Here is a 23,859-nt window from a genome sequence, read left to right as displayed (position 1 = left end):
CTCAGCGAGCCGCGCTCGCCCGTACCTCGGGATGCGGTCTCGCGGGCGATCGATTCGCAAGAACGTCACTCCCGAAGACGCCCAGGATCATTCTCCGTGGACGCCACGATCCTCCTTCTCCTCCTCCAGGACGGCGTCGTGAACGGCGCGATCTACGCGCTGATCGCCCTGTCGCTGGTCCTGGTCTTCACCGTCACGCGGGTGATCCTGATCCCGCAGGGCGAGTTCGTGGCCTACGGGGCGCTGACGCTGGCGAGCCTGGAGGCCGGCACCCTGCCGGGCACCGTGCCGCTGCTTCTCGGCCTCGGCGCCCTCGCCTTCCTGGCCGATTGTGCCGAGGCGCGCGCGATCCTGACCGGACGGGTGCTGCTGCGCCTCGCGCTGCGCGACCTCGCCCTGCCGGCCCTCGTCGCCGCGGCGGCCTGGTTCCTGGCGCCGCTGAAGCCGGGCCTCCTGGTCGAGATCCTGGTCACCCTCGCCATCGTGACGCCGATGGGCGGCTTCCTGCACGCGGTGGCGTTCCGGCCGCTCGCCCACGCCTCGGTGCTGGTGCTGCTGATCGCCTCGGTCGGCGTGCACCTGGCGCTGACGGGCCTCGGCCTCGTGTTCTTCGGCGCGGAGGGCTCGCGCACCCCGCCCCTGTCCGAGGCCTCGTTCCCGGCCGGTCCCCTGCTGGTCAGCGGGCAGTCGCTGTGGATGATCGGCCTGACGCTCGCGATCATCGTGGCGCTGTGGCTGTTCTTCTCGCGCACCCTGCTCGGCAAGGCGCTGATCGCCACGGCCGTGAACCGGCTCGGCGCCCGGCTGATGGGCATCGCGCCCTCCCTCGCCGGCCGGCTCAGCTTCTCGGTCGCGGCCTTCATCGGTGCCCTGTCGGGGGTGCTGATCGCGCCGCTCACCACGGTCTATTACGACACCGGCTTCCTCATCGGCCTCAAGGGCTTCGTCGCGGCGATCATCGGCGGCTTGGCGAGCTACCCGGCGGCAGCCGCCGCGGCGATCCTCGTCGGCATCATCGAATCCGTCGCCTCGTTCGAGGCCAGCGCCTTCAAGGAGGTGATCGTGTTCATGGCGATCATCCCGGTCCTGCTCTGGCGCTCCCTGCGCTCGGCCCCGATCGAGGACGAGGAGTAAGATGCCCACCCGTCTCGATCCGACCCGTCTCCTCGCCGCCCTCGCCGTCGTCGCGCTGCCGGTCCTGCCCGGCGTGCCGCCGTTCTGGCTCACGCTGATGACCTATGCCGGGCTCTCGGCCATCGTGGTCACGGGGCTCGTCGTGCTCACGGGCGTCGCCGGCATCACCTCCTTCGGGCAGGCGATGTTCGTCGGCATCAGCGCCTACGCCACGGCGCTGCTCACCACGCAGGGCGGCCTGTCGCCCTGGCTGTCCCTGCCGGTGGCGCTGCTGCTGTCGGGGATGGCCGCCTGGGTCACCGGCGCGATCACGCTGCGGCTCTCCGGCCATTACCTGCCGCTCGGCACCATCGCCTGGAACATCTCGTTCTTCTACGTGCTGGGCAACACCGACGTGCTCGGGCGCTACGACGGCCTGACCGGGCTGCCGCCGATCACCATCCTCGGCCATCCGGTGCTCGGCGGGGCCGAGGCGATGCTGCTCACCTGGGGCTTCCTCGCCCTGTGCCTGTGGCTCACCCACCGCCTCCTGCGCTCGCGCACCGGCCGGGCGATCCGGGCGCTGAAAGGCGGCGTCGTGGCCGCCGAATCCTTCGGGGTCGACACGGCGCGGGTGAAGATCGTCGCCTTCGTCTACGCAGGCCTGCTGGCGGCGCTGTCGGGCTGGCTCTATGCCCATATCCAGCGCGCCATCAACCCGACGCCGTTCGGCATCAATGCCGGCATCGAGTACCTGCTGATGGCGGTGATCGGCGGGGCCGGCTCGATCGGCGGCGGCGTGTTCGGCGCCGTGCTGGTGACGGTGCTGAAGGACCAGCTCCAGAACGTGCTGCCGCTGGTCTTCGGCACGCAAGGAAATTTCGAGGCGATCGTGTTCGGGATCCTGCTGGTGCTGATGCTCCAGCGCGCCCCCGACGGGCTGTGGCCGCTGATCGTGCGCCGCACGGTCTCGAGGCCCCCGGACCGCGGCCCGGCGACTGCGCCCCTGTCGCCGCGCCCGGCCGCCGCCCCGGGCACGGTGCTGCTCCAGGCGTCGAACCTGAGAAAGACCTTCGGCGGCCTCGTCGCGGTCAACGAGATCGGGTTCTCGGTCGCGGCCGGCGAGGTGGTGGCGCTGATCGGGCCGAACGGCGCCGGCAAGAGCACCACCTTCAACCTCGTCACGGGCGTGGCGCGCCTCACCGCCGGGATGGTGCGCCTCGGGGACCGCGACGTGACCGGCCTGCCGGCACGGCGCATCGCCCGGCTCGGCTGCGCCCGCACCTTCCAGCACGTTAAGCTGGTCGCCGGCATGTCGGTGATCGAGAACGTGGCGCTCGGCGCCCATCTGCGCGGCTCCGCCGGCCCGGTCCGCGGCGCGCTCGGCCTCGACGCGGCGGAGGAGGCGGCGCTCTTCGCCGAGGCCGACCGGCAGCTCGCCCGGGTCGGCCTCTCCGCCTGTCGCGACCTGCCGGCGGGCAGCCTGGCGCTCGGCCAGCAGCGCATCGTCGAGATCGCCCGCGCCTTGTGCCTCGGCCCGACCCTGCTGCTTCTCGACGAGCCGGCCGCCGGCCTGCGCCACCAGGAGAAGCAGGGCTTGAGCGACCTGCTGCGCCGCCTGCGCCAGGAGGGACTCGGGATCCTGCTCGTCGAGCACGACATGGATTTCGTGATGGGGCTCGCCGACCGGCTGGTGGTGATGAATTTCGGCGCCAAGCTGTGCGAGGGCGCCCCCGCCGCGGTCCGCCGCGACCCGGCGGTGGTCGAGGCCTATCTGGGGAGCGCCGCATGACGCGTCCGATGCTCGAGGCGGAGAACCTCGTCGTCGCCTACGGCAAGGTCGAGGCGGTGCGCGGCGTCTCGCTGACGGTCGCGCCGGGTCGGCTCGTCACGGTGCTGGGCGCCAACGGCGCCGGCAAGACCACCCTGCTCAACGCCCTGATGGGGGTGCTGCCGGCGAAGGGGGCGCTCCGCTTCGAGGGCGACGACCTGATGCGGCTGCCGGTCGAGGCCCGCGTCGCCAGGGGCCTCAGCCTGATTCCCGAGCGCCGCGAGCTGTTCGCGACCATGAGCGTCGAGGACAACCTGAAGCTCGGCGCCTTCCGGTTCCGGGCCAAGGGCGGCGGCGGCGACCTCGGCGAGATGTACCGCCTGTTCCCCCGCCTCGCCGAGCGCCGGCGCCAGCACGCCGGCACGCTCTCGGGCGGCGAGCGCCAGATGCTCGCCATGGCCCGCGCCCTGATGGGCCGCCCGCGCCTCTTGATGCTCGACGAGCCGAGCCTCGGCCTGGCGCCGCTGATCGTCGCCGAGGTGATGCGCACCGTGGCGCGCCTGCGCGACGAGGGGGTGGCGATCCTCCTCGTCGAGCAGAATGCCCGCGCGGCGCTCCGGATCGCCGATCACGGCTACGTCCTCGACGGCGGCACCGTGGTGCTGGAGGGTGACAGCCGCACCCTCCAGGGCGACGCGCGCGTGGTCGAGACCTATCTCGGCAGCCTCTCGGTCGACGAGGACGGGCCGCCCGGCCGGGCCGCCTCCGGGCGGTGAGGCGGTGCGGATCAAGGCCGTCCGGGGGCTTGCCGGACGCGCCGGGCCCGGGTACCTACGGACAGGTTTTTCGTCGCCGTTTCCGTGACCGACGCTGCATCCCGCCTGCAGATGAGGCATTGAAGACGAGAACCGAGGGCCTGTAGCTCAATGGTTAGAGCCGACCGCTCATAACGGTCTGGTTGCAGGTTCAAGTCCTGCCGGGCCCACCATCGTCCTCTCCCCGAGCGGCTCCGACAAGCTGTCCGTCTAGGTCGCGCTCCGGCATGGCGAAGATCGTCGCTCTCCATTACTTCGCGGTCGTCACCCGCTGCAGCTCGCTGCGCGATGCCGCCACCCAGCTCGACATCCATCCCAACGTGCTGGCGCGGCACATCTCGCAGCTCGAATACTACATGGATGCGCCGCTGCTGGAGCGCGGGCCGCTCGGCATCCGGCTGACCGCGGCGGGGGAGCTGCTCGCCGCCAAGCTCGACCGCACGATCAACGAGCTCGACCACGTCGCCCGCCTCATCGACGACCTCAAGGGGCTGCGCGGCGGCCTCGTCGGGGTTCACGCCGCCGAGGGCGTCGCCTCGGCGGTCCTGGTGCCGGTGCTCGCCGCCTTCTCGGCCCGCTACCCTCAGGTCCGCGCCCGGCTGCGCACCGGCACCGCCAAGGACGCGGTACGGGCGATCGAGGACGCCTCCTGCGACCTCGCCCTGACCTTCTTCGCTCCGGCCTCGGACGCCATCGCGGTGGTCCGGCGGGTGCGGCTGCCGCAATTCATCATCGCGCCTCCGGGCCATCCGGTGACGCAGGCCGGCGGCGCGGTCTGCACCCTGCTCGGTTCCTATCGCTGGGTCCTGCCGGGGCCGGAATTCGGGGTGCGCACCTTCATTGACCGGGCGGCGGCGGAAGCCGGCTGCCGGATCGTCCCGACCTTCGAGGCCGCCTCCCTCGCCCTGCAGCGCGCGCTCATCCGGGAGGCCGGCGCCCTCGCGGTGCTGCCCCGCGCGGCCTTCGCCGACGAGATCGCCGCCGGCACGATGGTGGCGGTCCCCTTCCCCGAGGCGATGCCGGTCGAGACCTCCCTCGACCTGTGCGTCCCGGCCGACCGCCAGCCGAGCTTCGCCGCCGAGCGCCTGCGCCGGGACCTGGAGACGGCCCTGATGCAGCTGCGGCCATGAGCGTCCGCCATCCCTGACGCAGTGCCACGCAAAGCGGTGCACCCCTCGCACGTTTTCGTCGTAGTCAGCCCGCGCGGGCTCCCGCATCCTGCACTCGTCAGCAGCGGCAAGGGCCTCGTCAAGACCCGCGAGATCCCGCCTCTGCTTTCCTGATCTTGGCCGGCGCCCTGGTCTTCGGCGCAACCGACCTGCGCCCCGCGATGCGGGCAGGCTGGTCTGGCGATTGCATGGGCCCTGCCGCGGGCGGCCCGACACGGCGCCCGGTTTCTCACGGCCGCATCGGCGGCGACACTGCGAGGAGACAACTTGATGGCGCTTCGTCGGTCCGTTCTCGGCCTCGTCGCCGCAACCGCGGCCCTGCTCGCCCCCGGAACCGCGCCGGCGCAGACGCTCAAGGCGGTGATGCATTCGGACGTCAAGATCGTCGATCCGATCTGGACCACCGCCTACATCGTCCGCAACCACGGCTACATGATCTACGACACGCTGTTCGCGCTCGACGCCGACGGCCAAGTCAAGCCGCAGATGGTCGACGCCTACACGGTGTCGCCGGACAGCCTCACCTACACGTTCACCTTGCGCGACGGGCTCAAGTGGCACGACGGCAAGCCGGTGACGGCGGAGGATTGCGTCGCCTCGATCAAGCGCTGGTCGGCCCGTGACTCGCTCGGCCAGAAGCTGATGACCTTCGTCGACGGCATGAAAGCCGACGACGCGAAGACCTTCACCGTCACGCTCAAGTCGCCGACCGGCCTCCTGTTGTTCGGCCTCGCCAAGCCGTCCTCGAACGTGCCGTTCATGATGCCGAAGCGGGTTGCCGAGACCGACCCGAACCAGCAGATCTCGGACTTCACCGGCTCCGGCCCGTTCATGATGAAGACCGACGAGTGGAAGCCGGGCGACAAGATCGTCTACACCAAGTTCAAGGACTACAAGCCGCGCGCGGAGCCCGCCTCGGGCCTCGCCGGCGGCAAGGTGGCCAAGCTCGACCGGGTCGAGTGGCTGGCGGTCTCCGACCAGCAGCAGGCGGTCAACGCGCTGCTCGCCGGCGAGATCGACCTGATCGAGCAGCCGGCCTACGACCTGATCCCGCTGCTCAAGGGCGATTCCAACATCAAGCTCGTCGACTACAATCCCCTCGGCCTGCAATACGCGATGCGGCCCAACCACCTGATCAAGCCCTTCGATAACCCGAAGGTGCGCCAGGCGCTCACCTACGCCCTCAACCAGACCGACTTCCTCCAGGCGGCGGTGGGCGAACCGGATTACTACAAGACCTGCAAGGCGCTGTTCGTCTGCGGCTCGCCGATGGCGACCGACAAGGGGATGGACGGCCTCCTCGAATCGAATTTCGCCAAGTCGAAGCAGTTGCTGAAGGAGGCGGGCTACGACGGCACCCCGATCGTCCTCCTGCACTCGACCGACCTTCAGACCCTGACCAATCTCGGCCCGGTGGCCAAGCAGCTCCTGGAGAAGGGCGGCTTCAAGGTCGATATGCAATCCTCCGACTGGCAGACCGTGGTGTCGCGCCGGGTGCGCAAGGATCCGGTCGACAAGGGCGGCTGGAACCTGATGAACACGTCCTGGGTCTCGGCCGACATCCTCAACCCGGTGATGTCGAGCTTCATGAACATGAGTTGCGACAAGGCCCCGTTCGGCTGGCCCTGCGATGCCGAGATGGAGAAGCTCCGCGACGACTTCGCCCGCGAGGTCGATCCGGTGAAGCAGAAGGCGATCGCCGAGGCCGTGCAGCTGCGCTGGCGCGAGGTCGTGCCGTACGTCCCGCTCGGCCAGTATTACATCCCGATCGCCGCACGCAAGAACGTCTCCGGCATCCTGACCGCCCCGGCGCCGGTGTTCTGGAACGTCGAGAAGAAGTAGCGATCACGTCATGCTCGGCTACGTCCTGCGGCGGTTGCTCGCCGCCATCCCGGTCCTGGCGATCGTCGCGGTTCTGGTCTTCCTGATGCTGCGGCTCACTCCCGGCGACCCGGCGGCGGTGATCGCCGGGGACAACGCTTCGAGCGAGCAGATCGCCCAGGTGCGCCACCAGCTCGGCCTCGACCAGCCGCTGCCGGCGCAGTTCGCGATCTGGATCGGCAACCTGGCGCGGGGCGATCTCGGCGAATCGTTCTTCTTCAAGAAGAGCATCGGCGAACTGATCCTCGGGCGGATCGAGCCGACCCTGTCGCTCGCCGCCGCCACGATGCTGATCGCGATTTGCGTCGCGATCCCCTTGGGCGTCGTGGCGGCCTACCGGCACGGCTCCTGGCTCGACCGGATCGTGATGGGCGTGTCGGTGCTGGGCTTCTCGGTGCCGGTCTTCGTGATCGGCTACCTGATGATCTACGTGTTCTCGATCACGCTGGGCTGGTTCCCGGTCCAGGGGTACCAGCCCCTCTCCGGCGGGTTCGGGGGCTACCTGCACCGGCTGGTCCTGCCGTCCCTGACCCTGTCGGTCGTCTACATCGCGCTCATCGCCCGCATGACCCGGGCGAGCGTGCTGGAGGTGCTCACCGAGGATTACATCCGCACCGCCCGGGCCAAGGGCCAGGTCGAGCGCAAGATCCTGTTCCGCCACGCGCTCAAGAACGCCGCGGTGCCGATCGTCACCATCGTCGGCATCGGCATCGCCCTCCTCATCGGCGGGGTGGTGGTGACCGAGAGCGTGTTCGCGATTCCCGGCCTCGGCCGCCTCACCGTCGATGCGGTGCTGGCCCGCGACTACCCGACGATCCAGGCGCTGATCCTGCTGTTCTCGGGCGTCTACGTCCTCATCAACCTCCTGATCGACCTGACCTACGGCCTGTTCGATCCCCGGATCCGCCAGTGAGGTCTTGAGTCATGAGTGCCGAACCCACCGTGCTGGCCCCCGCCCTGCCCTCACCCCCCGCCATCTCCCTGGCCTGGCGCCTCCTGCGCAACCCCGTCGCGGTGGCGAGCGCCGGCGTCCTCCTGGTGATGACGCTGATCGGCCTCTTCGCGCCGTTCCTCGGCACGATCGACCCGACCGCGATCAACCCGGCGATCCGCAACCGCCCGCCGGGCTTCGAGCGCACGATCCGGGCCGAGGACGGCAGCGCCACGGCCTTCCGCTATCGGATGGGCACCGACAGCCTCGGGCGCGACGTCTACAGCCGCGTCCTCTACGGCGCCCGGGTGTCGCTGGCGATCGCCGTCTCCGTGGCCGCCCTGGCGCTGGCGGTCGGGCTGCTGCTCGGGCTCCTCGCCGGCTATATCCGCCCCCTCGACGGGCCGATCATGCGGCTGATGGACGGGCTGATGGCGATCCCCGGCATCCTGCTCGCCATCGCGGTGGTCTCGCTGTTCCGGGCCGGCCTGCCGGCGGTCATCGCGGCGATCGTGGTGCCGGAGATTCCCCGGGTGGTGCGGCTGGTGCGCTCGATCGTGCTCTCGGTGCGCGAGGAGCCCTATGTCGAGGCCGCGATCATGGCCGGCACCCGCCTGCCGCTGCTGATGGCGCGCCACATCCTGCCGAACACGGTCGCGCCCCTCATCGTGCAGGGCACCTTCATCGCCGCCTCGGCGATCCTGGTCGAGGCGGTCCTGTCCTTCCTGGGCATCGGCATCCCGCCGGAAATTCCGAGCTGGGGCAACATCATGGCGGAGGGGCGCAGCCTGTTCCGGGTCTATCCGCACACCATCCTGTATCCGGGGATCTTCCTCGGCCTGACGGTGCTCGCCGTGAACATGCTGGGCGACGGCCTGCGCGACACCCTCGATCCGAAGATGGCCGGCCGATGAGCGCGACGACTTCTCCCGTGCTCGAGGTCGAGAACCTCGCCATCGCGCTACCGGGCGGCGGCGACCGGCTTCGTGCGGTCGACGGCGTGTCGTTCACCGTCGCGCCCGGCGAGATCGTCTGCGTCGTCGGCGAGTCGGGCTCGGGCAAGTCGGTCACCGCCTTCTCGGTGATGGGCCTGCTCGCCCGGGTGCTCAAGCCCGTCGCCGGCGCGATCCGGCTGCTCGGCGAGGACGTGCTGTCGGCAAGCCCCCAGCGGCTGCGGGCTTTGCGCGGCGACCGCATGGCGATGATCTTCCAGGAACCGATGACGGCGCTGAACCCGGTGCTGACGGTCGGCGACCAGATCGAGGAGGTTCTGCGCATCCATACCGAGTTCGGGGCCAAGGAGCGGCGAGCGAAGGTGCTGGCGATGCTGGAGGCGATGCACCTGCCTGACCCCGAGCGGATGCACGCCTCCTATCCGCACCAGCTCTCCGGCGGGCAGCGCCAGCGGGTGATGATCGCCGCCGCCCTAATCCTCGACCCGGCGCTCCTCATCGCCGACGAGCCGACGACGGCGCTCGACGTCACCACCCAGGCCCAGATCCTGAAGCTCATCCGCGAGATGCAGGCGCGGCGCGGCACCGGCGTCCTGTTCATCACGCACGATTTCGGTGTGGTGGCCGAGATCGCCGACCGGGTCGTGGTGATGCAGCGCGGCCGCATCGTCGAGCAGGGGCCGGCGGCCCAGGTGCTGGGCAACCCCCAGCACTCGTACACGAAGATGCTGATCGCCGCGGTGCCGACGATGACGCCGGCGACGCGCCCGGCCCCGAAAGGGGCGCTGGCGCTCGAGACCGCGGGCCTGGGCAAGAGCTACCGCAGCGGCGGGTTGTTCGCGAGGACCCGCACCGTCCAGGCCGCCGCCGACGTGGCCCTCAGGATCCGGCGCGGCGAGACCGTCGGCATCGTCGGCGAGTCGGGTTCCGGCAAGTCGACGGTCGCGCGCTGCATCGCCCGGCTGATCGCCCCGAGCGAGGGGCAGATCATGGTCGGCGATCAGGACATCGCCCGCCTGCCCGAGCGCAGGTTGCGGCCGTTGCGCCGGACAATCCAAGTGGTGTTCCAGGACCCGTTCCGCTCGCTCAACCCGCGCCGCACGGTCGGGGCGTCGATCGTCGAGGGGCCGGTGAATTTCGGCACGTCGCCCGCGGCGGCGACGGCGCGGGCGCGCGAGCTGATGAGCCTCGTCGGGCTCGATCCCGCGGCGCTCGCCCGCTACCCGCACCAGTTCTCCGGCGGCCAGCGCCAGCGCATCGCGCTCGCCCGGGCGCTCGCCATGGAACCCGAGATCCTGATCGCCGACGAGGCGGTCTCGGCCCTCGACGTCTCGGTGCAACGCCAAGTCCTCGCGCTGCTCGACGACGTGCAGCGCCGCTTCGACCTCGCGATCCTGTTCATCACCCACGACCTGCGGGTGGCGGCGCAGATCTGCGACCGGCTGATCGTGATGCAGCGCGGCCGCATCGTCGAGGAGGGTCCGACCGCGGAGGTCTTCGCCCGGCCGAAAGCGGCCTATACGCGGGCCCTGATCGAGGCGGCGCCGGGGCGGGAGTTCGGGCGGGGGGTGGAGCCGACCGCCGAGGCGGTGCCCGCGTGATGCCGCCCATACGGGTTCCCCCTCTCCCCGCGGGCGGGGAGAGGGCCGTGTTCCCGTTCAGGGGCCACGGCGAGCGGAGGTGAGGCCGGAGCGAGGGCGAGGGGGTCCCGACGAGTGGGGCGCCTCCGGAAACACCCCCTCATCCTCGCCCCGCTGGCTCGCCGCACTCCCTGGACGGGAGCGCAGCCCTCTCCCCGCCCGCGGGGAGAGGAGACGTTCCGCGCTTCATCCTGAAGCGACGGGACAGTTTCTACGCGTAACCAGAACAGGACCGATCCAATGACCCTCGCCATGAGCTGGGAGGAATGGGCGCAGCACGATGCCTGCGCGCTCGCCGCGCGGGTGCGCGCCGGGGAGGTCACCGCGGCGGAGCTCGCCGCCCAGGCGGCTTCCGGCGTGGCGCTGACGAACCCGCAGACCAGCGCCGTGATCGAGCTGTTCGACGAGTGCATCGCGGACCCGGCCCGGGACGGCACCGACGTCGGGGGCGCCTTCGCGGGCGTGCCGTTCCTGATGAAGGATCTCGGGCCGACCCTGAAGGGCCGGCTGCAGGAGATGGGCTCGCTGCTGATGCGCGGCAACCGCGCGACGAGCGACAGCCACCTCACGGGCCGGATGCGTCGGGCGGGGCTCAACCTGATCGGCCGCACCACCACGCCGGAATTCGGCGTGTGCAGCTCGGCCGAGAACCCGGCGGTCTACGTCACCCGCAACCCGTGGCATCTCGACTACACCACCTGCGGCTCCTCGGCCGGCTCGGCGGCGGCGGTGGCCTCGGGCGTGGTGCCGATGGCCCATGCGACCGACGGGGGCGGCTCGATCCGCATCCCGGCCGGCGTCAACGGCAATCTCGGGCTCAAGCCCTCCCGCGGCGTGTTCTCGATCGCCCCTTACGGGTCGGATCTCACCAGCATCGTGTCGATCCAGGGCTGCCAGTCGCGCAGCGTGCGCGACACCGCGACCTTCGTCGATCAATGCCGCGGGGCCGCGCCCGGCGAGTTCATGCCGTACTGGACCGCGCCGGAGCCCTACGCCACGCTGATCGGGCGCGATCCGGGGTCCTTGCGCATCGCGCTGTCGCACGAATGGGGCGAGTACAGCGCCGTGCCGCATCACGTCGCCGAGCTGGAGCGGATCGGGCGCTTCCTCGAAGGGCTCGGCCACCACGTCGACTGGGCGCTGCCGGCCGTCGACCTGCCGGCCGCCTTCCGGGCGCAAACGACGTGCTACATCACCAACTTCGCCCAGACCATCAACGGGCTGATCGCCGCCAAGGGCCTCGACCGGCCGCCGGAAGACCTCGTCGAGCCGATGAACATCCGGATCTGGGAGGCCGGGCGCCACGCCACCTACACCGAGCGCACGGCGATGCAGGCGACGTTCAACACCACGGCGCGGGGCTTCGGCGCCTTCTTCGAGGAGTGGGACATCATCCTGACCCCGATCACCGCCCTGCCGACGCCGAAGGTCGGCACCACCGAGTACCTGACGATCAGCGACGAGCCGTCGGTCTACGCCTGGTTCGAGAACCTGTGGCGCAACTTCGCCTATACGCCGCTCGCCAATCTGTGCGGCCTGCCGGCCCTGTCGATGCCGCTCGCCTGGAACGAGCACGGCCTGCCGCTCGGCATCCAGGCCCAGGCGCGCCAGGGCCAGGACGGGCTGCTGCTGCAGCTCGCCGCGCAGGTCGAGCGGGCGATCGGGGGGCAGTGGAACGACGGGGCTCGGCCGGGGGTGCACGTGGCGGCGGGAATGAGCGGCCACGCGCCCGCCTGATCGTCGGACGTCCGCGACACCCTCGACGTCATCCCGGGGCCGCGCCGCGGAACCCGGGCTCCACAACCGCTGACGATGGCGGGCAAAGACGGAACGCCGTCGCTTCGTCCGGCACCGTCCGCGGTCATGGATCCCGGGTCCTCGCCTTGGGCGCGCGCCAGGATGACCCGGAGGGCATGCGCAACGCCGGTTCACCGCTTCTGTTCGTCCAGAAATCTCCAGCCAGGAGACCCACCCGTGAAGCTCTTCATCGCCGCGATCGGCACCGAGACCAACACCTTCTCGCCGATCCCGACCGGACGCGCCGCCTTCGTGGATGACCTCTTCGTCGAGACAGACGCCTCGCGGCGCTCGGAGCACTGGTTCGCCGGACCGCTCAAGGTCTGGCGCACGCTCGGCGAAGCGGCCGGCTACGAGGTGGTGCAGAGCCTGGCGGCCTTCGCGCCGCCGGGCGGGCCGACGCGCCAGGACGTCTGGGAGGAGCTGCGCGACCGCGTGCTGAGCGACCTCAAGGCCGCCGGCCCGGTCGATCTGGTGCTGTTCAACCTTCACGGCGCGATGATCGCGGACGCGCAGGATGATTGCGAAGGCGAGCTCGTCACAGCCGCGCGGGAGATCGTCGGCCCGTCGGTCACGATCGGGGTCGAGCTCGACCTGCATTGCCACCTCACCGACCGGATCGTGGCGGCCTCCGACGTGCTGCTGACCTACAAGGAATACCCGCATATCGACGTCGACGACCGGGCGCGCGACCTGTTCCGCCTCTGCGACGACGCCCGGGCCGGCCGCACCCGGCCGACCATCGCGGTGGCCGATTGCCGGATGCTGGCGGTGTGGCGCACGCCGAACCAGCCGACCCGCGGCTTCGTCGACCGGATGAGCGCGGCGGAGGGGCGGGACGGGATCCTGTCGCTGTCGCTCGCCCACGGCTTTCCCTGGGCCGACATCCCGGATGTCGGCGCCAAGGTGGTGGCGGTCACCGACGGCGATCCAGACCTCGCCCGGCGCAAGGCCGACGCGCTCGCCCGCGAGCTGTGGGAGATGCGCGAGGCGACGACCGACCGGCTGATGACCCTCGACGAGGCGGTCGGCGTCGCCCTGGCGCCGCAGGCGGGCGTGACGGTGCTGGCCGACGTGTCGAACAATGCCGGGGCGGGCTCGGCGAGCGATGCGACCTTCCTGCTGCGCGCCCTGGTCGAGGCCGGCGCGACGGCATGCATCATCGGCAGCTTCTGGGATCCGGTCGCGGTGCGGCTCTGCCGCGAGGCCGGTGCTGGCGCGCGCCTGCCCTTGCGCATCGGCGGCAAGACCGGCCCGATGTCGGGCGAGCCGGTGGACCTGAACGTCCGGGTGCTCGGCATCCGGACCGACGCGATCCAGACCTACGGCAACGGCAAGCAGCCGATGGGCGATTGCGTGCTCGTCGAGGCGGGAGGGCTGCACATCCTGTTGAACACACTGCGCACCCAGGTCTTCCACCCCGAGGCGTTCGAGCAGCTCGGCGTATCCCTAAACGACTACGCCACCGTGTTCGTGAAGTCGGCCCAGCACTTCAACGCGGCCTTCGCGCCGCGGGCCGACCGCATCCACTACGTCGCGGTGCCGGGCAGCGCCAATCCCGATTTCGCCGCCCTCAGGCTGCCGAAGGCCGCCCGCCCCCTCTGGCCGATCGTCGCCGATCCGTTCGAGCCGCGCGACGGGGCGTGAGCCTCACCCCCCCTCGGCCCCGCCCGAGGGGGGCCGGTTACTCCGCGCCGCCCTTGAGCGCGGCGGCCAGCCGCTCGAGCCGCGCCCTGACATGCGACCGGATCGCCTCGGCGGTCGTGTCCTGCGAACAATCGACCTTACGCCGTGCCTGAGCCATCATCGCGTTGAGCCTTCTCGATGCAGGGGAAGTCGTACGCCTACGCAACCGATACAGCACGGGGAGGGATCGCTCTCATCGAAATGATGCAGATTGAATACATCAATGAAGATGGGACCCCTAAATTTCATCGTCCACCTCTCATATTGGCGGAGGTTTGTTGCGCCAGTATTACGTGTCCGATCGTCCATGGGTCGGATCCGGTGAGGAGAGCGTCAGAGGGGTGAAGCGCCGCCCCGTCTCATGATGCCCTTCGAGCCGGTCGGCGCCGCGGCCCGCGTCGCGGGCGCCGGCCCGCCAGCGGTCGCGGATCGAGGAGGGCGAGAAGTCGAAGCTCTTCGCCGCGAGCTGGTCGGCCTCGGCCCGGTAGGCGATGTGGAGCAGCGTGACGGCCGGCCCGTCCGGGTCGAGCTGCTGGCGCAGGGCGTATTCCCGCTCCAGCGCCGCGATGGTGCGCCGGCCGGGGCTGGCGAAGATCAGGTCGTTCGCCCGCTCCAGCACGGCGTCGAGCGAGGCCGGGCGGGGCGCGGCCAGGGCGAACAGGTCGAGGGCGATGCAGACCAGATCCCGCTCCGGCTCGGTCGCGAAGATCGGGTCGAGGGGCAGGTTGTTGGTGTAGCCGGCATCGCAGAGCAGGCGGCCGTCCACCTCCACCGGCGCGAAGGCCGGGATGATCGCGGTGCTGGCGAGGATGTGCTCGGGGCGGATCGCCTGGTGCGCGGTATCGATGTACACCTCCTCGCCGGTGGCGATGTCGACGCAGCCGATGGTCACGCGGGGACCGCCCCGGTTCAGCCGGTCGAAATCGACCAGCCGCTCCAGGGTGGCGCGCAGGGGCGAGTGGTCGAACAGGGCCACGTCGTTCGGCATCCACGGCAGCGCCGACCAGAGCCCCGGCAGGCGGTGGCGAAAGATGGTGGGGCGGCCCCAGGCCAGGGTCAGGGCGGCGTGCAGGGCGTTGTAATATTGGCGCGGCTTGACCAAGTCGGTGACGCTCGGCGCGGTGTGCTGGGTCGTCTCGTCCCAGAACTCGCGCAGGCGGGCGACCCTGTCCTCCGGCGGGTTGCCCGCGATGATCGCGGCGGTGACCGCGCCGATCGAGGCGCCGACGATCCAGTCCGGCTCGAGCCCACGCGCCTGCAGCACCTCGTAGCCGCCCGCGTGATAGGCGCCGAGGGCGTTGCCGCCGGCGAGCACCAGGGCGAGGTCCCGCGACGCGGCCGGACGGTCGGGCGAGGTCGGATCGGGCATGGCACTCCGGCGGGCATGGAAGGGGGGGAGACGATCGGAGCGGGACGGGCGCACCGCCCGCAACCGTCATAGTGCCCGGGGTACCGCCGCGGTTCCCCGGGGCGCGGTGCGACCTGCCCGCCGCGTTGACCCAGGTTAAGACCGATACGGCAGCCCGGCAAAGTACCCCCACCCTGTACACCGCAGGGCCCCGGCCTATCTCCCGTCGTGGAGGGAGCAGGCGGGATGACCGACGACCCCACGAGTCGCGACACGATCCTCGATCTGTGCCGGCGGAGCGAGATCTCGCCGCAGATCGCGCTGTCGCGCCTGCTGCTCGCGGGCGAGGCGGTGGAGGCCGATACCCTCGCGCGCCGCGCCGCGGACGATCCCGGCTCGGCACCGCTCGCCGCGCTCGCCCGGCTGGCGGCGCGCCATGCCGGCCGCCTGCCGGATTTGGGCCGCCTCGCCCGGTCCGGGCTGTGGCCCGCCGGTACCGATCTCCTGTCCGAGACCGCCGCCCTGTTCGACCGTCTCGCCGCCGAGGCGCCGGAGGCCGGCGTCGCCTTCTACTCCCTCGGCGATCCGGAGGAGCTCGCCGCTGCGACCGCCGAGCTCGTCGCCGTGCTCCGCGCCTGGGCGCCGGGGGCGGCGGGCCGGGTGCTGGATGTCGGCTGCGGCATCGGCCGGGTCGCCCTCGCGCTCGCCGACGGGGGGGAGGCCATCCTCGGCCTCGATGTGTCCGCCGGCATGGTCGCCGAGGCGCGGCGGCGGGCGGGAGCGCGCGCGACCGTCCGGTTCGTGCAGGGCGACGCGCGGCGCTTGCCCGTAGCGGATGGCACGGTCGATCTCATCGTCGCGGCCGACAGCCTGCCCTACCTCGTCGCCGCCGACGCCGTCCGGCCGTTCCTGGCCGAGGCGGCCCGGGCGCTGGCGCCCGGCGGCGACCTCGTCGTGTTCAACTGGTCGTATCGCGGCGATCCGGAGCGGGACGTCGCCGAGGCGCGGGCGCTCGCCGCGGAGACCGGCTTCGCCGTGCTGCGCGCCGGCGAGCGGCCCTTCGCGATCTGGGACGCGCACGGCTTCCAGCTGAGGCGGCCGGCGTGACGCCGGACGAGCACTGGGCCCTGTGGCGGTCCGATCCGCGGGCGACGCCGTTCCAGTCGCCGGCCTGGCTCGACGCGTGGTGGACCCATCTCGGCGGCGGCCCGCGATACGACGCCGAGATCCGCGACGCCGACGGCCGGCTCGCGGCGGCGCTGCCGCTCTTCGTATGGGACGATGCCGGGACGCGCCGGCTGGTGCCGGTCGGGGCCGGCCACAGCGACTATTGCGACGCGCTGCTGACCCCCGGCACGGCGCCGGAGCGGCTGTGGCCGGCGATCCTCAGGTCTCCCGAGGCCTTCGACGAGGTGCTGCTGCCCGACCTGCGCCCGGATTCGCCGCTGCTCACCCCGCCGCCCGCCGGCTGGACGGCGACCGACGAGACGGCGGAGACCTGCCCGGTGCTAGCCCTGCCGCGCCGGGGCTCGCCGCTCGACGGTCTCACCCGCAGCCAGCGCCGCAAGGTCGTGCATGACCGCCACCGCGCCGCGTCGCTCGGCGATGTCCGGGAGGAGCTGGTGGAGGCGCACGAGATCGACGGGGCGCTCGACGCCCTGTTCGATCTTCACGGCGCCCGCTGGGCACGGGACGGGCAGCCCGGCGTGCTGGCGGATCCCCGGATCCGGGCCTTCCACCGCGCGGCGGCGCCGGGGCTGGCGGAGGCCGGCCTCCTGCGCATCGCGGTGGTGCGCCAGGCCGGCCGGATCGTCGCCGTGCTGTACGGCCTCGCCGACGGCGCGCGCTGGCACTCCTACATCAACGCCGTCGACATGACCGTCCCCGGCCAGAGCTTCGGCACCCTGGCCTTCGCCTGCCTGATCGAGGCGGCCGCCGATTGCGGTGCCGGAGAGTTCCACTTCCTGCGCGGCGACGAGCCGTACAAGTCCCGCTGGGGGGCCGTGCCCACCCGCACGGTCCGGCGCCGGGTGCGGCGGGCGTGACAGGGTGCGTCAGGTCAGAGGTCGACGCGCAACCCTGCGAGAGGCGCGCTCAGGGTACAGCGCACGCCCTCGACGGCGTAGCGCAACGCCACGTCGCCGCCGGCGAGGCCGCGCTGGATCAGCCGCGAGCCGAACCCCCTGCGGGTCGGGGGCGTCACCGGCGGGCCGCCCTGCTCGCGCCAGTCCAGCCGGAACTCGGCCACCGCGCCCGTGCCCTCCACCGTCCAGTCGACGGTCACGCAGCCGTTCGGCACCGAGAGCGCCCCGTATTTCAGGGCGTTGGTCGCCAGTTCGTGCAGCATCAGCCCGAGGGAGAGCGCTGCCGACGGACCGACGAACAGGCTCGGGCCGGTGACCCGGAAGCGGCGGCCGGTGTCGTCGTGCAGGCCCAACGCCTCCTGCACCACCCGGTCGACGCAGGCCGAGTCGGTCTGCCCGGCCAGCAGGATGTCGTGCGCCTTGCCGAGCACGACCAGCCGCGCCGCCAGGGCATCGCGGGCAGCGTCGAGGCTGGGGGCGTTGCGCAGGGTCTGCGACGCGATCGACTGGACCAGCGTCAGGGTGTTCTTCAGCCGGTGCGATAATTCGCGGTTGAGGATGTCCTGCTGCGCTTCCGCCGCCTTGCGGTCGCCGATGTCGCTGACCGCGACCACCGCGCCGACCGTCGCGCCCTGCTCGTCCTCGATCGCCTCGCCGGAAATCGCGATCCAGCGCCGCTCGCCGTCCGGGCGCTGGTACTGCACCTCGATGGCGGCCCGCTTGCTCCGGCCGCCGGCGATCTGGGCCAGCGGGTAATCCTGCGCCTCCACCAGCCTGCCGTCGGCGTGGTAGGCGACGAACTCGCCGTAGGCGTTGCTGGACGAGGCGTAGAGGGTGCTGTGGCCGAGGATCTCGGCCAGCCGCCGGTTGCCCATCAGGATGCGCCCGGAGGGAGCGTCGGCGAGCAGGATCCCGACCGGCACGGTCTCCATCACCGATTTCAGCCGTGCCTCGCCGGCGAAGCGGGCGGCATCCGCCGCCTTGCGGGCGGTGATGTCGACGGCGACGCCGGGGAAGCGCAGCGGTCTGCCGTCGCCGTCGTGGAAGCACCGGCCGCTGGCCTGGACCCAGATCACGCCGCCATCGGGATCGCGCAGGCGATATTCCTCGCCGAACGCGCCGGCCGTCGCGACGGCGTGCTGGATGCGCTCGCCGACCCATGACCGGTCGTCGGGGTGGATGCCCGCGACGAAGGCGGTGAGCGGCGCGCCCCGCGCCGCGAGGTCGGGATCGACGCCGTACATGCGGGCGAAGCGTTCCCCGGCATAGAGCCGGTCGCCCTGGATGTCCCAATCCCACCACCCGAGGCTGCCCGCCGCCTCGAACGCGAAGGACAGCCGCTCCTCGGAGAGCCGCAGGGCGTCGCGGGCCTGGCGCATCTCCAGGGCGAGCCTGCGCTCGCGCAGCACCGTCGTTACCTGCCGGGCCAGCCGTCGCAAGCCGTCCGCCTGCCGGGCCGACAGCCCGTCGGGCCGCGGCGCGTGGTCGATCACGCAGAGGCTGCCGAGCACATGCCCGTCGGGCGCATGCAGGGGGACCCCGGCATAGAAGCGGATGAACGGCTCGCCCGTGACCAGCGGGTTGTCCCGCGTGCGCGGATCGACGGTCAGGTCGGGGATGGTGAGCAGGTCCGGCTCGGCCAGGGTGTAGGCGCAGACCGAGGCGTTGAGGGCGGTCTCGCAGGGCGGGAAGCCGACCCTCGCCTTGAACCACTGGCGGTCCCCCGCCACGAGGCTGACCAGCGCCACCGGCGTCTCGCACAGGATCGAGGCCAGATGCACGATGTCCTCGAATTCCGCCTCGGGCGGCGTGCCGAGCAGGTCGAGGCCCGCGAGGGCCGCGAGGCGGTCGGGATCGTGGACGAGGGCGGGCAGGGGCGGAACGGGCATCAGGCGTTAGGGCTGTCGGTCCGGCCTTGTAACGCAGGCGGGAATGACTCTCCCACGATTTTATCACGCACGAAGGAAAAAAGGCGCATCGCCGATGCGACGAAAGGCCGAGGGCCGGGACGCGGACGGCGCCCTCGCCCCCTCCGCCGGCCGGGGGCGCGAATCACTTCCTGATCGGCACGCCCTTGGTGGTGAAACGCTGGCCGCCACCGCCCGGGCGGTAGGTGGGTCGCGGCTGGCCCTTTCCCGGCTGGCCCTTGCCCGGCTGGCCCTTGCCCAGGCCGGTGCCCGGCGGCTGCGAGAGCGGCACGAGCTGGTCCGGCCGCGGCCCGATGAGGTCGGCGCGGCCCATCTCCCGCAAAGCCTCGCGCAGCAGCGGCCAGTTCTCGGGGTCGTGGTAGCGCAGGAACGCCTTGTGCAGCCGGCGCTGGCGCAGGCCCTTGATCGCCTCGACCGGCTCGCTGCCGCCGCGCCGCACGCCCTTCAGCGTGTTGACCTCGGTGTGGTACATCGCCGTCGCGGTCGCCATCGGCGACGGCAGGAAAGTCTGGACCTGGTCGGCGCGGTAGTCGTTCTTCTTGAGCCAGAGCGCGAGGTGCAGCATGTCCTCGTCGGTCGTGCCGGGATGCGCCGCGATGAAGTACGGGATCAGGTAGTACTTCTTGCCCGCCTGCTTGGCGGCCTCGTCGAACATCTCCTTGAAGCGGTCGTAGGTGCCGATCCCCGGCTTCATCATCAGGTCGAGCGGCCCGCGCTCGGTATGCTCGGGCGCGATCTTGAGGCGCCCGCCGACGTGGTGCGTCACCAGTTCCTTGACGTATTCGGGGCTCTTGACCGCGAGGTCGTAGCGCACGCCCGACGCGACCATCACCTTCTTGACGCCCTCGACCTCGCGCACCTTGCGGTAGAGCCGGATCAGGTCGTCGTGCGAGGTGTTGAGGTTCGGGCAGATGTCCGGGAAGACGCAGGAGGGCAGCCGGCACGCCGCCTCGATCTTCGGGTCCTTGCACGCCATCCGGTACATGTTGGCGGTCGGCCCGCCGACATCCGAGATCACGCCGGTGAAGCCCGGGGTCTTGTCGCGGATGAGCTCGATCTCGCGCAGGATCGAGCCCTCCGAGCGGTTCTGGATCACCCGGCCCTCGTGCTCGGTGATCGAGCAGAAGGTGCAGCCGCCGAAGCAGCCGCGCATGATCGTCACCGAGAACTTGATCATGTCCCAGGCGGGGATCTTGGCGTTGCCGTAGGACGGGTGGGGCGCGCGGGCGTAGGGCAGGTCGTAGACCGCATCCATCTCGTCGCTGGTGAGCGGGATCGGCGGCGGGTTCAGCCACAGGTCGCGGTCGCCGTGACGCTGGACGAGCGGGCGCGCGTTGCCGGGATTGGCCTCGCGGTGCAGCACGCGCGAGGCGCGGGCATAGGCCTCCTTGTCGTCCTTGACCACGTCATAGGCGGGCAGCCGGATCACGGTGTCGCCGGGCTTGCGGGACGCGGCCTCGTCGGCGGAATCGATGTCGTCGGCGGGCAACTCCGAAAAGTGCTCGGGCACCCGGCGGAACAGGGCGACGCCGCGCACCGAATCGATCTCGTGCGGCGCCTCGCCGGCGGCCAGCCGGTTCGCGACCTCGACCACGGCGCGCTCGGCATTGCCGTAGATCAGCAGGTCGGCCTTGGCATCCGCCAGGATCGAGCGGCGTACCTTGTCCGACCAGTAATCGTAGTGGGCGATGCGGCGCAACGAGGCCTCGATGCCGCCGAGGATGACGGGCACGTCCTTGAAGGCCTCGCGGCAGCGCTGCGTGTAGACGATGGTCGAGCGGTCCGGCCGCTTTCCGCCCTCGCCGCCGGCCGTATAGGCGTCGTCGTGGCGCAAGCGGCGGTCCGCGGTGTAGCGGTTCACCATCGAATCGAGGTTGCCGCCGGTCACGCCGAAGAACAGCTTCGGCTTGCCCAGAACCTTGAACGGCTCCGCCGACTGCCAGTCGGGCTGGGCGATGATGCCGACCCGGAACCCTTGCGATTCGAGCAGCCGGCCGATGATCGCCATGCCGAAGCTCGGATGGTCGACATAGGCGTCGCCGGTCACCAGGACGATGTCGCAGGCATCCCACCCGAGCGCCGCCATCTCGGCGCGGCTCATCGGCAGGAACGGCGCCGCCCGTCCGGCCCGCGGCGACGGGCAGGCCAAGGGACGCGCGGAGGGAACCACGGGGGGAGCCACGGAGCGGTCGGCGAGAGCGGGGAGCTGCATGGGGCCGATGCATAGGCCGATGCAGCCGCAAGATCAACGAACCGCGAGATTGACGAGCGGCGAAAAGGGGCGGCACTCTGCCCCGCCCCGTCGCGGCCAAGCTTTCCTTCGGTCAGCGGGGCCGGCGAACTCGCTCCTCGACTTCCCTCTTCATCCCGCCACGGCGGCCAGTCGCCCGCCCTCGTCCATCCGGCAGCGGACCCACTCGCCATTGGCGAGGTCGCGGCCGGTGACGGCCGAGATGAAGCCCCAGTGGCACACGACCAGGGTGTGGGCCCAGTCGGGATCGGCGGCCATCCCGGCCCGGAAGGACGCGGTCCGGGCCGCGAAGACGTCGTCGGCCTCCAGATCCTCCTCCCCCTCGCCCCGCCACCAGACCTCGTCGAGATGGGCGAGATCGAGATGCGGCCAGGCGCGGGCGAGATCGGTCCGGCATGTGCCGATGTCGCAGCTGGCGCCGCGCCGCTCCCGCACCGCCGGGGTGACCAGGATCGGCAGGTTCAGCCGGGCGGCGACCGGGGTCGCCGTCTGCAGGGCGCGGGTCAGGGGCGAGCACAGGATGCGCCGCAGGCCCTCCCCAGCCAGGGCGTGGGCGGCGGCCTCGGCCTGCTCGTGCCCGAGCGGCGTCAGCGGCGCATCGACGATGCCGGGATCGACGCCGGTGGCGTGATAGTGGAGGTTGAACTGGCTCTGGCCATGGCGAAGCAGGATCATGAGCGTCTAAGTAGGGCGCCAAGCGTCAGCGCGGAGCCGCGACGCCGAGCCGCGAGGCGAGATGGGCGCGGTAGCGCGCGACCTCCGCCCGGAGCCGCGGCTGCTCGTCCGCGCCGGCGGCATGGCCCGCCATCGTCGCCGCGCCGAGCTGGAACGCCGCGTAGGCGATCTCCAGGAACGCGACGAAGGCCGGATCGACGGCACGGCCGGTCTGCCGGGCGAGGACGGCGCGCAAGGATCGGCCCGCCTCGCCGACGAGGCCGAGCTCGATGGCGGCGCCGGCGACGTCCCAGGCACTGTCCTGGCAGCCGACGAGGTCGTGCGCGGCGTGGTGATCGACCGCGTCGGTCTTCAGGAGGACGCCATCCGGCAGCACGAGCCATTCCCAGGCATGCAGGCGGTTGTCGGTCTCGACCGGCCGCACCTGCGCGGCAAAGCCCGGCAGCGCGGCGCGCCATCGATCGATCGCCCGGCCCGCCTCCTCGCCCAGGGCCTCGGTCGCGTTGTGGCGTGCCATCTCCCACAGGGCATCGAGGGAGGCGCCGCATCCGGGCTCGCCGGGGAAGATTTTCGCCCGGTGGGCAAGATAGCGGCCGACGTGCTCGCCGAGGGCTTGCGCATCGTAGCGGGCGGGGTCGAGGGGCGTCGCCCCCTCGATCCAGCGCTCGACGAGGAAACCGTGGCAGAACCCGGCGACCTCCGGGCTGAAGCCGGCGGCGTGCAGCGCCCGGGCACGCCGGACCTTCCGCTCGCCCTCGTGCCCGAGGCCGACGAACTTCGCGAGCCAGATCCCGCGCGCGGTGCGGGCGAGGAATTTGCGGCGCTCCTGCATCGGGTGGGCCGGCGGCCAGTCGCCCGGATCGTCGTAACGGTGGGCGCGCCAGCCCCCGCCCGAGACCTCCGCGAGCGGCGCCGTCAGCGGCCCGACGAGCGCGGCGAGCCAGGTCCGAAGGCGATGCTCCGGCCGCTCGGCCCGGAGGATCAGGTCGTCGACGGTGCGGACGTGGCGCCGGGCCCGGGCGTAAAGCCGGCGGGTCTCGTCCGCCGCCGCGTGGCCCGGCGAATTGTCATGGCTCGGGAACAGGGCGACGCTCTCGGCCGGAATGCCCCGCTCGTCCAGGAGCCCGAGCACCGCACCGAAGGAACTGCCCGAGAGGCCCGGCCCCTCGTCAGCGACCGCGACGCGGCGTGCCGGGGTCAGGGTGTCGCGCAAACTGTCCGACAGGCGCAGCTCGCGCCGGAACGGGTGGCCGCTGGGCCGCAGCGTCACGAGGTCGATGCTGCCGAGACCGGCGGCGGTCATCGCCCCGAGCGTCGTGCCGATGCTGCGCAGGCCGATCACCGTCGCGCCGGCCCCGAGCCCCGACGCGGCGGCGGCCGCCGCGTAGGCCTCCGGATAAACGGCATAGAAGGCGAAGCCCTCGGGCAGGCGGATCTCGACCCGGGCGGGGGTGAGGTGAGCGCAGGCCCGGGCGATCCCGTCCCGGGTCGGAAGCTCGGCCTGCGCGAAGCCGCCCCGCCAGGAGTCCCAGACGGCGCCGGCGAGGCGGACGAGGAGGGCGGTGAGCGGAGCCGCCGCGCCGTCCCGCCCGTCGCGACCGGTCGCCTCGAACGCCGCATCCGCGACGCCCTGGGTGAGTTCGCCCGCGGCGATCAGCGCGCCGACGAGGGCGGCGTGGCGCTCCAGGCCCGGGCCGAGGCCGCGCGCGGCCTCGACGGCGTCGCGCAGGCGGGCGGCTTCCGCGCGGGGATCGGCCTGGCGCCGGACGTCGCCGTAGACGAGCATGGTGTCACCAGTCCTCGTGGTGGCAGGTCAG

Annotated in this window: 17 protein-coding genes and 1 tRNA gene; 13 read left to right on the top strand and 5 right to left on the bottom strand. The window is 71.7% G+C overall.

Translation table 11 applies throughout. The features are described from left to right. Positions 1-96 precede the first annotated feature (96 nt). The 11 genes from FF100_RS09835 (at position 97) to FF100_RS09785 (ending at position 13,717) form a co-directional block, all read left to right on the top strand. Positions 97-1,134 carry a branched-chain amino acid ABC transporter permease gene (locus tag FF100_RS09835; RefSeq protein ID WP_139035528.1) on the top strand — a complete coding sequence of 346 codons (1,038 nt, stop codon included), beginning with the start codon at positions 97-99 and terminating at the stop codon, positions 1,132-1,134. A gap of 1 nt (position 1,135) precedes the next feature. Beyond that, on the top strand, positions 1,136-2,905 hold the full coding sequence (locus FF100_RS09830; RefSeq protein ID WP_139035527.1) for a branched-chain amino acid ABC transporter ATP-binding protein/permease: 1,770 nt from the start codon (positions 1,136-1,138) through the stop codon (positions 2,903-2,905). Next, entirely contained in the window at positions 2,902-3,660 is a 759-nt protein-coding gene (locus FF100_RS09825) for an ABC transporter ATP-binding protein (RefSeq protein WP_139035526.1), read from the top strand. The genes FF100_RS09830 and FF100_RS09825 overlap by 4 nt, the downstream gene beginning before the upstream one ends. 136 nt (positions 3,661-3,796) lie before the next feature. Beyond that, positions 3,797-3,872 (top strand) — tRNA-Ile (locus tag FF100_RS09820). Positions 3,873-3,926: 54 nt separating this feature from the next. After that, positions 3,927-4,829 (top strand): LysR family transcriptional regulator, encoded by a 903-nt coding sequence (locus FF100_RS09815; protein ID WP_139035525.1) that lies wholly within the window; start codon positions 3,927-3,929, stop codon positions 4,827-4,829. Positions 4,830-5,138: 309 nt separating this feature from the next. Further along, positions 5,139-6,710, top strand: a complete 1,572-nt coding sequence (locus FF100_RS09810; protein ID WP_139035524.1) for an ABC transporter substrate-binding protein — start codon at positions 5,139-5,141, stop codon at positions 6,708-6,710. 10 nt (positions 6,711-6,720) lie between these two features. Further along, a complete protein-coding gene (locus FF100_RS09805; RefSeq protein ID WP_139035523.1) occupies positions 6,721-7,662 on the top strand; it encodes an ABC transporter permease in 942 nt (313 codons plus the stop codon). 11 nt (positions 7,663-7,673) lie between these two features. Beyond that, the gene (locus tag FF100_RS09800) at positions 7,674-8,594 is read left to right on the top strand and encodes an ABC transporter permease (protein ID WP_139035522.1); all 921 of its coding nucleotides are present in this window, start codon (positions 7,674-7,676) and stop codon (positions 8,592-8,594) included. Further along, positions 8,591-10,234 carry an ABC transporter ATP-binding protein gene (locus tag FF100_RS09795; RefSeq protein ID WP_139035521.1) on the top strand — a complete coding sequence of 548 codons (1,644 nt, stop codon included), beginning with the start codon at positions 8,591-8,593 and terminating at the stop codon, positions 10,232-10,234. Before FF100_RS09800 ends, FF100_RS09795 begins: the two co-directional genes overlap by 4 nt. 279 nt (positions 10,235-10,513) lie before the next feature. Next, entirely contained in the window at positions 10,514-12,010 is a 1,497-nt protein-coding gene (locus FF100_RS09790) for an amidase (RefSeq protein ID WP_139035520.1), read from the top strand. 237 nt (positions 12,011-12,247) lie between these two features. Beyond that, positions 12,248-13,717, top strand: a complete 1,470-nt coding sequence (locus tag FF100_RS09785) for a M81 family metallopeptidase (RefSeq protein WP_139035519.1) — start codon at positions 12,248-12,250, stop codon at positions 13,715-13,717. Positions 13,718-14,045: 328 nt separating this feature from the next. On the opposite strand, the gene FF100_RS09780 is transcribed toward FF100_RS09785, so the two are convergent. Next, positions 14,046-15,125, bottom strand: coding sequence for a patatin-like phospholipase family protein (locus FF100_RS09780; RefSeq protein ID WP_139035518.1), 1,080 nt, complete (start codon positions 15,123-15,125; stop codon positions 14,046-14,048). Positions 15,126-15,350: 225 nt separating this feature from the next. Here FF100_RS09780 and FF100_RS09775 point away from each other — a divergent pair, with 225 nt between their 5' ends. After that, a complete protein-coding gene (locus FF100_RS09775) occupies positions 15,351-16,211 on the top strand; it encodes a class I SAM-dependent methyltransferase (RefSeq protein WP_139035517.1) in 861 nt (286 codons plus the stop codon). Then, complete coding sequence (locus tag FF100_RS09770) at positions 16,208-17,149, top strand: GNAT family N-acetyltransferase (RefSeq protein WP_139035516.1); 942 nt, start codon at positions 16,208-16,210, stop codon at positions 17,147-17,149. The genes FF100_RS09775 and FF100_RS09770 overlap by 4 nt, the downstream gene beginning before the upstream one ends. Positions 17,150-17,163: 14 nt before the next feature. Here FF100_RS09770 and FF100_RS09765 read toward each other — a convergent pair whose 3' ends face one another. The 4 genes from FF100_RS09765 to FF100_RS09750 form a co-directional block, all read right to left on the bottom strand. Then, entirely contained in the window at positions 17,164-19,077 is a 1,914-nt protein-coding gene (locus FF100_RS09765; protein WP_139035515.1) for a PAS domain S-box protein, read from the bottom strand. Between the two features lie 163 nt (positions 19,078-19,240). Beyond that, the gene (locus FF100_RS09760; protein WP_139035514.1) at positions 19,241-21,328 is read right to left on the bottom strand and encodes a YgiQ family radical SAM protein; all 2,088 of its coding nucleotides are present in this window, start codon (positions 21,326-21,328) and stop codon (positions 19,241-19,243) included. A 150-nt stretch (positions 21,329-21,478) separates the two neighbouring features. Then, complete coding sequence (locus tag FF100_RS09755) at positions 21,479-22,042, bottom strand: histidine phosphatase family protein (RefSeq protein ID WP_139035513.1); 564 nt, start codon at positions 22,040-22,042, stop codon at positions 21,479-21,481. 25 nt (positions 22,043-22,067) lie between these two features. Further along, positions 22,068-23,828: a hypothetical protein gene (locus FF100_RS09750; RefSeq protein ID WP_139035512.1), complete on the bottom strand. Its 1,761-nt coding sequence runs from the start codon at positions 23,826-23,828 to the stop codon at positions 22,068-22,070. Positions 23,829-23,859: the final 31 nt, after the last annotated feature.

Source organism: Methylobacterium terricola, assembly GCF_006151805.1.
Taxonomy (GTDB): domain Bacteria; phylum Pseudomonadota; class Alphaproteobacteria; order Rhizobiales; family Beijerinckiaceae; genus Methylobacterium; species Methylobacterium terricola.
The sequence above is the reverse complement of the archived record's forward strand: the minus strand, read 5'-3'. Positions and strand labels throughout refer to the sequence as shown.

Bases quoted from the DNA above. Each gene is read 5' to 3' on its own strand.
- FF100_RS09830 (WP_139035527.1), top strand. From the start codon at position 1,136: ATGCCCACCCGTCTCGATCCGACCCGTCTCCTCGCCGCCCTCGCCGTC.
- FF100_RS09825 (WP_139035526.1), top strand. From the start codon at position 2,902: ATGACGCGTCCGATGCTCGAGGCGGAGAACCTCGTCGTCGCCTACGGC.
- FF100_RS09815 (WP_139035525.1), top strand. From the start codon at position 3,927: ATGGCGAAGATCGTCGCTCTCCATTACTTCGCGGTCGTCACCCGCTGC.
- FF100_RS09810 (WP_139035524.1), top strand. From the start codon at position 5,139: ATGGCGCTTCGTCGGTCCGTTCTCGGCCTCGTCGCCGCAACCGCGGCC.
- FF100_RS09805 (WP_139035523.1), top strand. From the start codon at position 6,721: ATGCTCGGCTACGTCCTGCGGCGGTTGCTCGCCGCCATCCCGGTCCTG.
- FF100_RS09800 (WP_139035522.1), top strand. From the start codon at position 7,674: ATGAGTGCCGAACCCACCGTGCTGGCCCCCGCCCTGCCCTCACCCCCC.
- FF100_RS09795 (WP_139035521.1), top strand. From the start codon at position 8,591: ATGAGCGCGACGACTTCTCCCGTGCTCGAGGTCGAGAACCTCGCCATC.
- FF100_RS09790 (WP_139035520.1), top strand. From the start codon at position 10,514: ATGACCCTCGCCATGAGCTGGGAGGAATGGGCGCAGCACGATGCCTGC.
- FF100_RS09780 (WP_139035518.1), bottom strand. From the start codon at position 15,125: ATGCCCGATCCGACCTCGCCCGACCGTCCGGCCGCGTCGCGGGACCTC.
- FF100_RS09775 (WP_139035517.1), top strand. From the start codon at position 15,351: ATGACCGACGACCCCACGAGTCGCGACACGATCCTCGATCTGTGCCGG.
- FF100_RS09765 (WP_139035515.1), bottom strand. From the start codon at position 19,077: ATGCCCGTTCCGCCCCTGCCCGCCCTCGTCCACGATCCCGACCGCCTC.
- FF100_RS09760 (WP_139035514.1), bottom strand. From the start codon at position 21,328: ATGCAGCTCCCCGCTCTCGCCGACCGCTCCGTGGCTCCCCCCGTGGTT.
- FF100_RS09755 (WP_139035513.1), bottom strand. From the start codon at position 22,042: ATGATCCTGCTTCGCCATGGCCAGAGCCAGTTCAACCTCCACTATCAC.
- FF100_RS09750 (WP_139035512.1), bottom strand. From the start codon at position 23,828: ATGCTCGTCTACGGCGACGTCCGGCGCCAGGCCGATCCCCGCGCGGAA.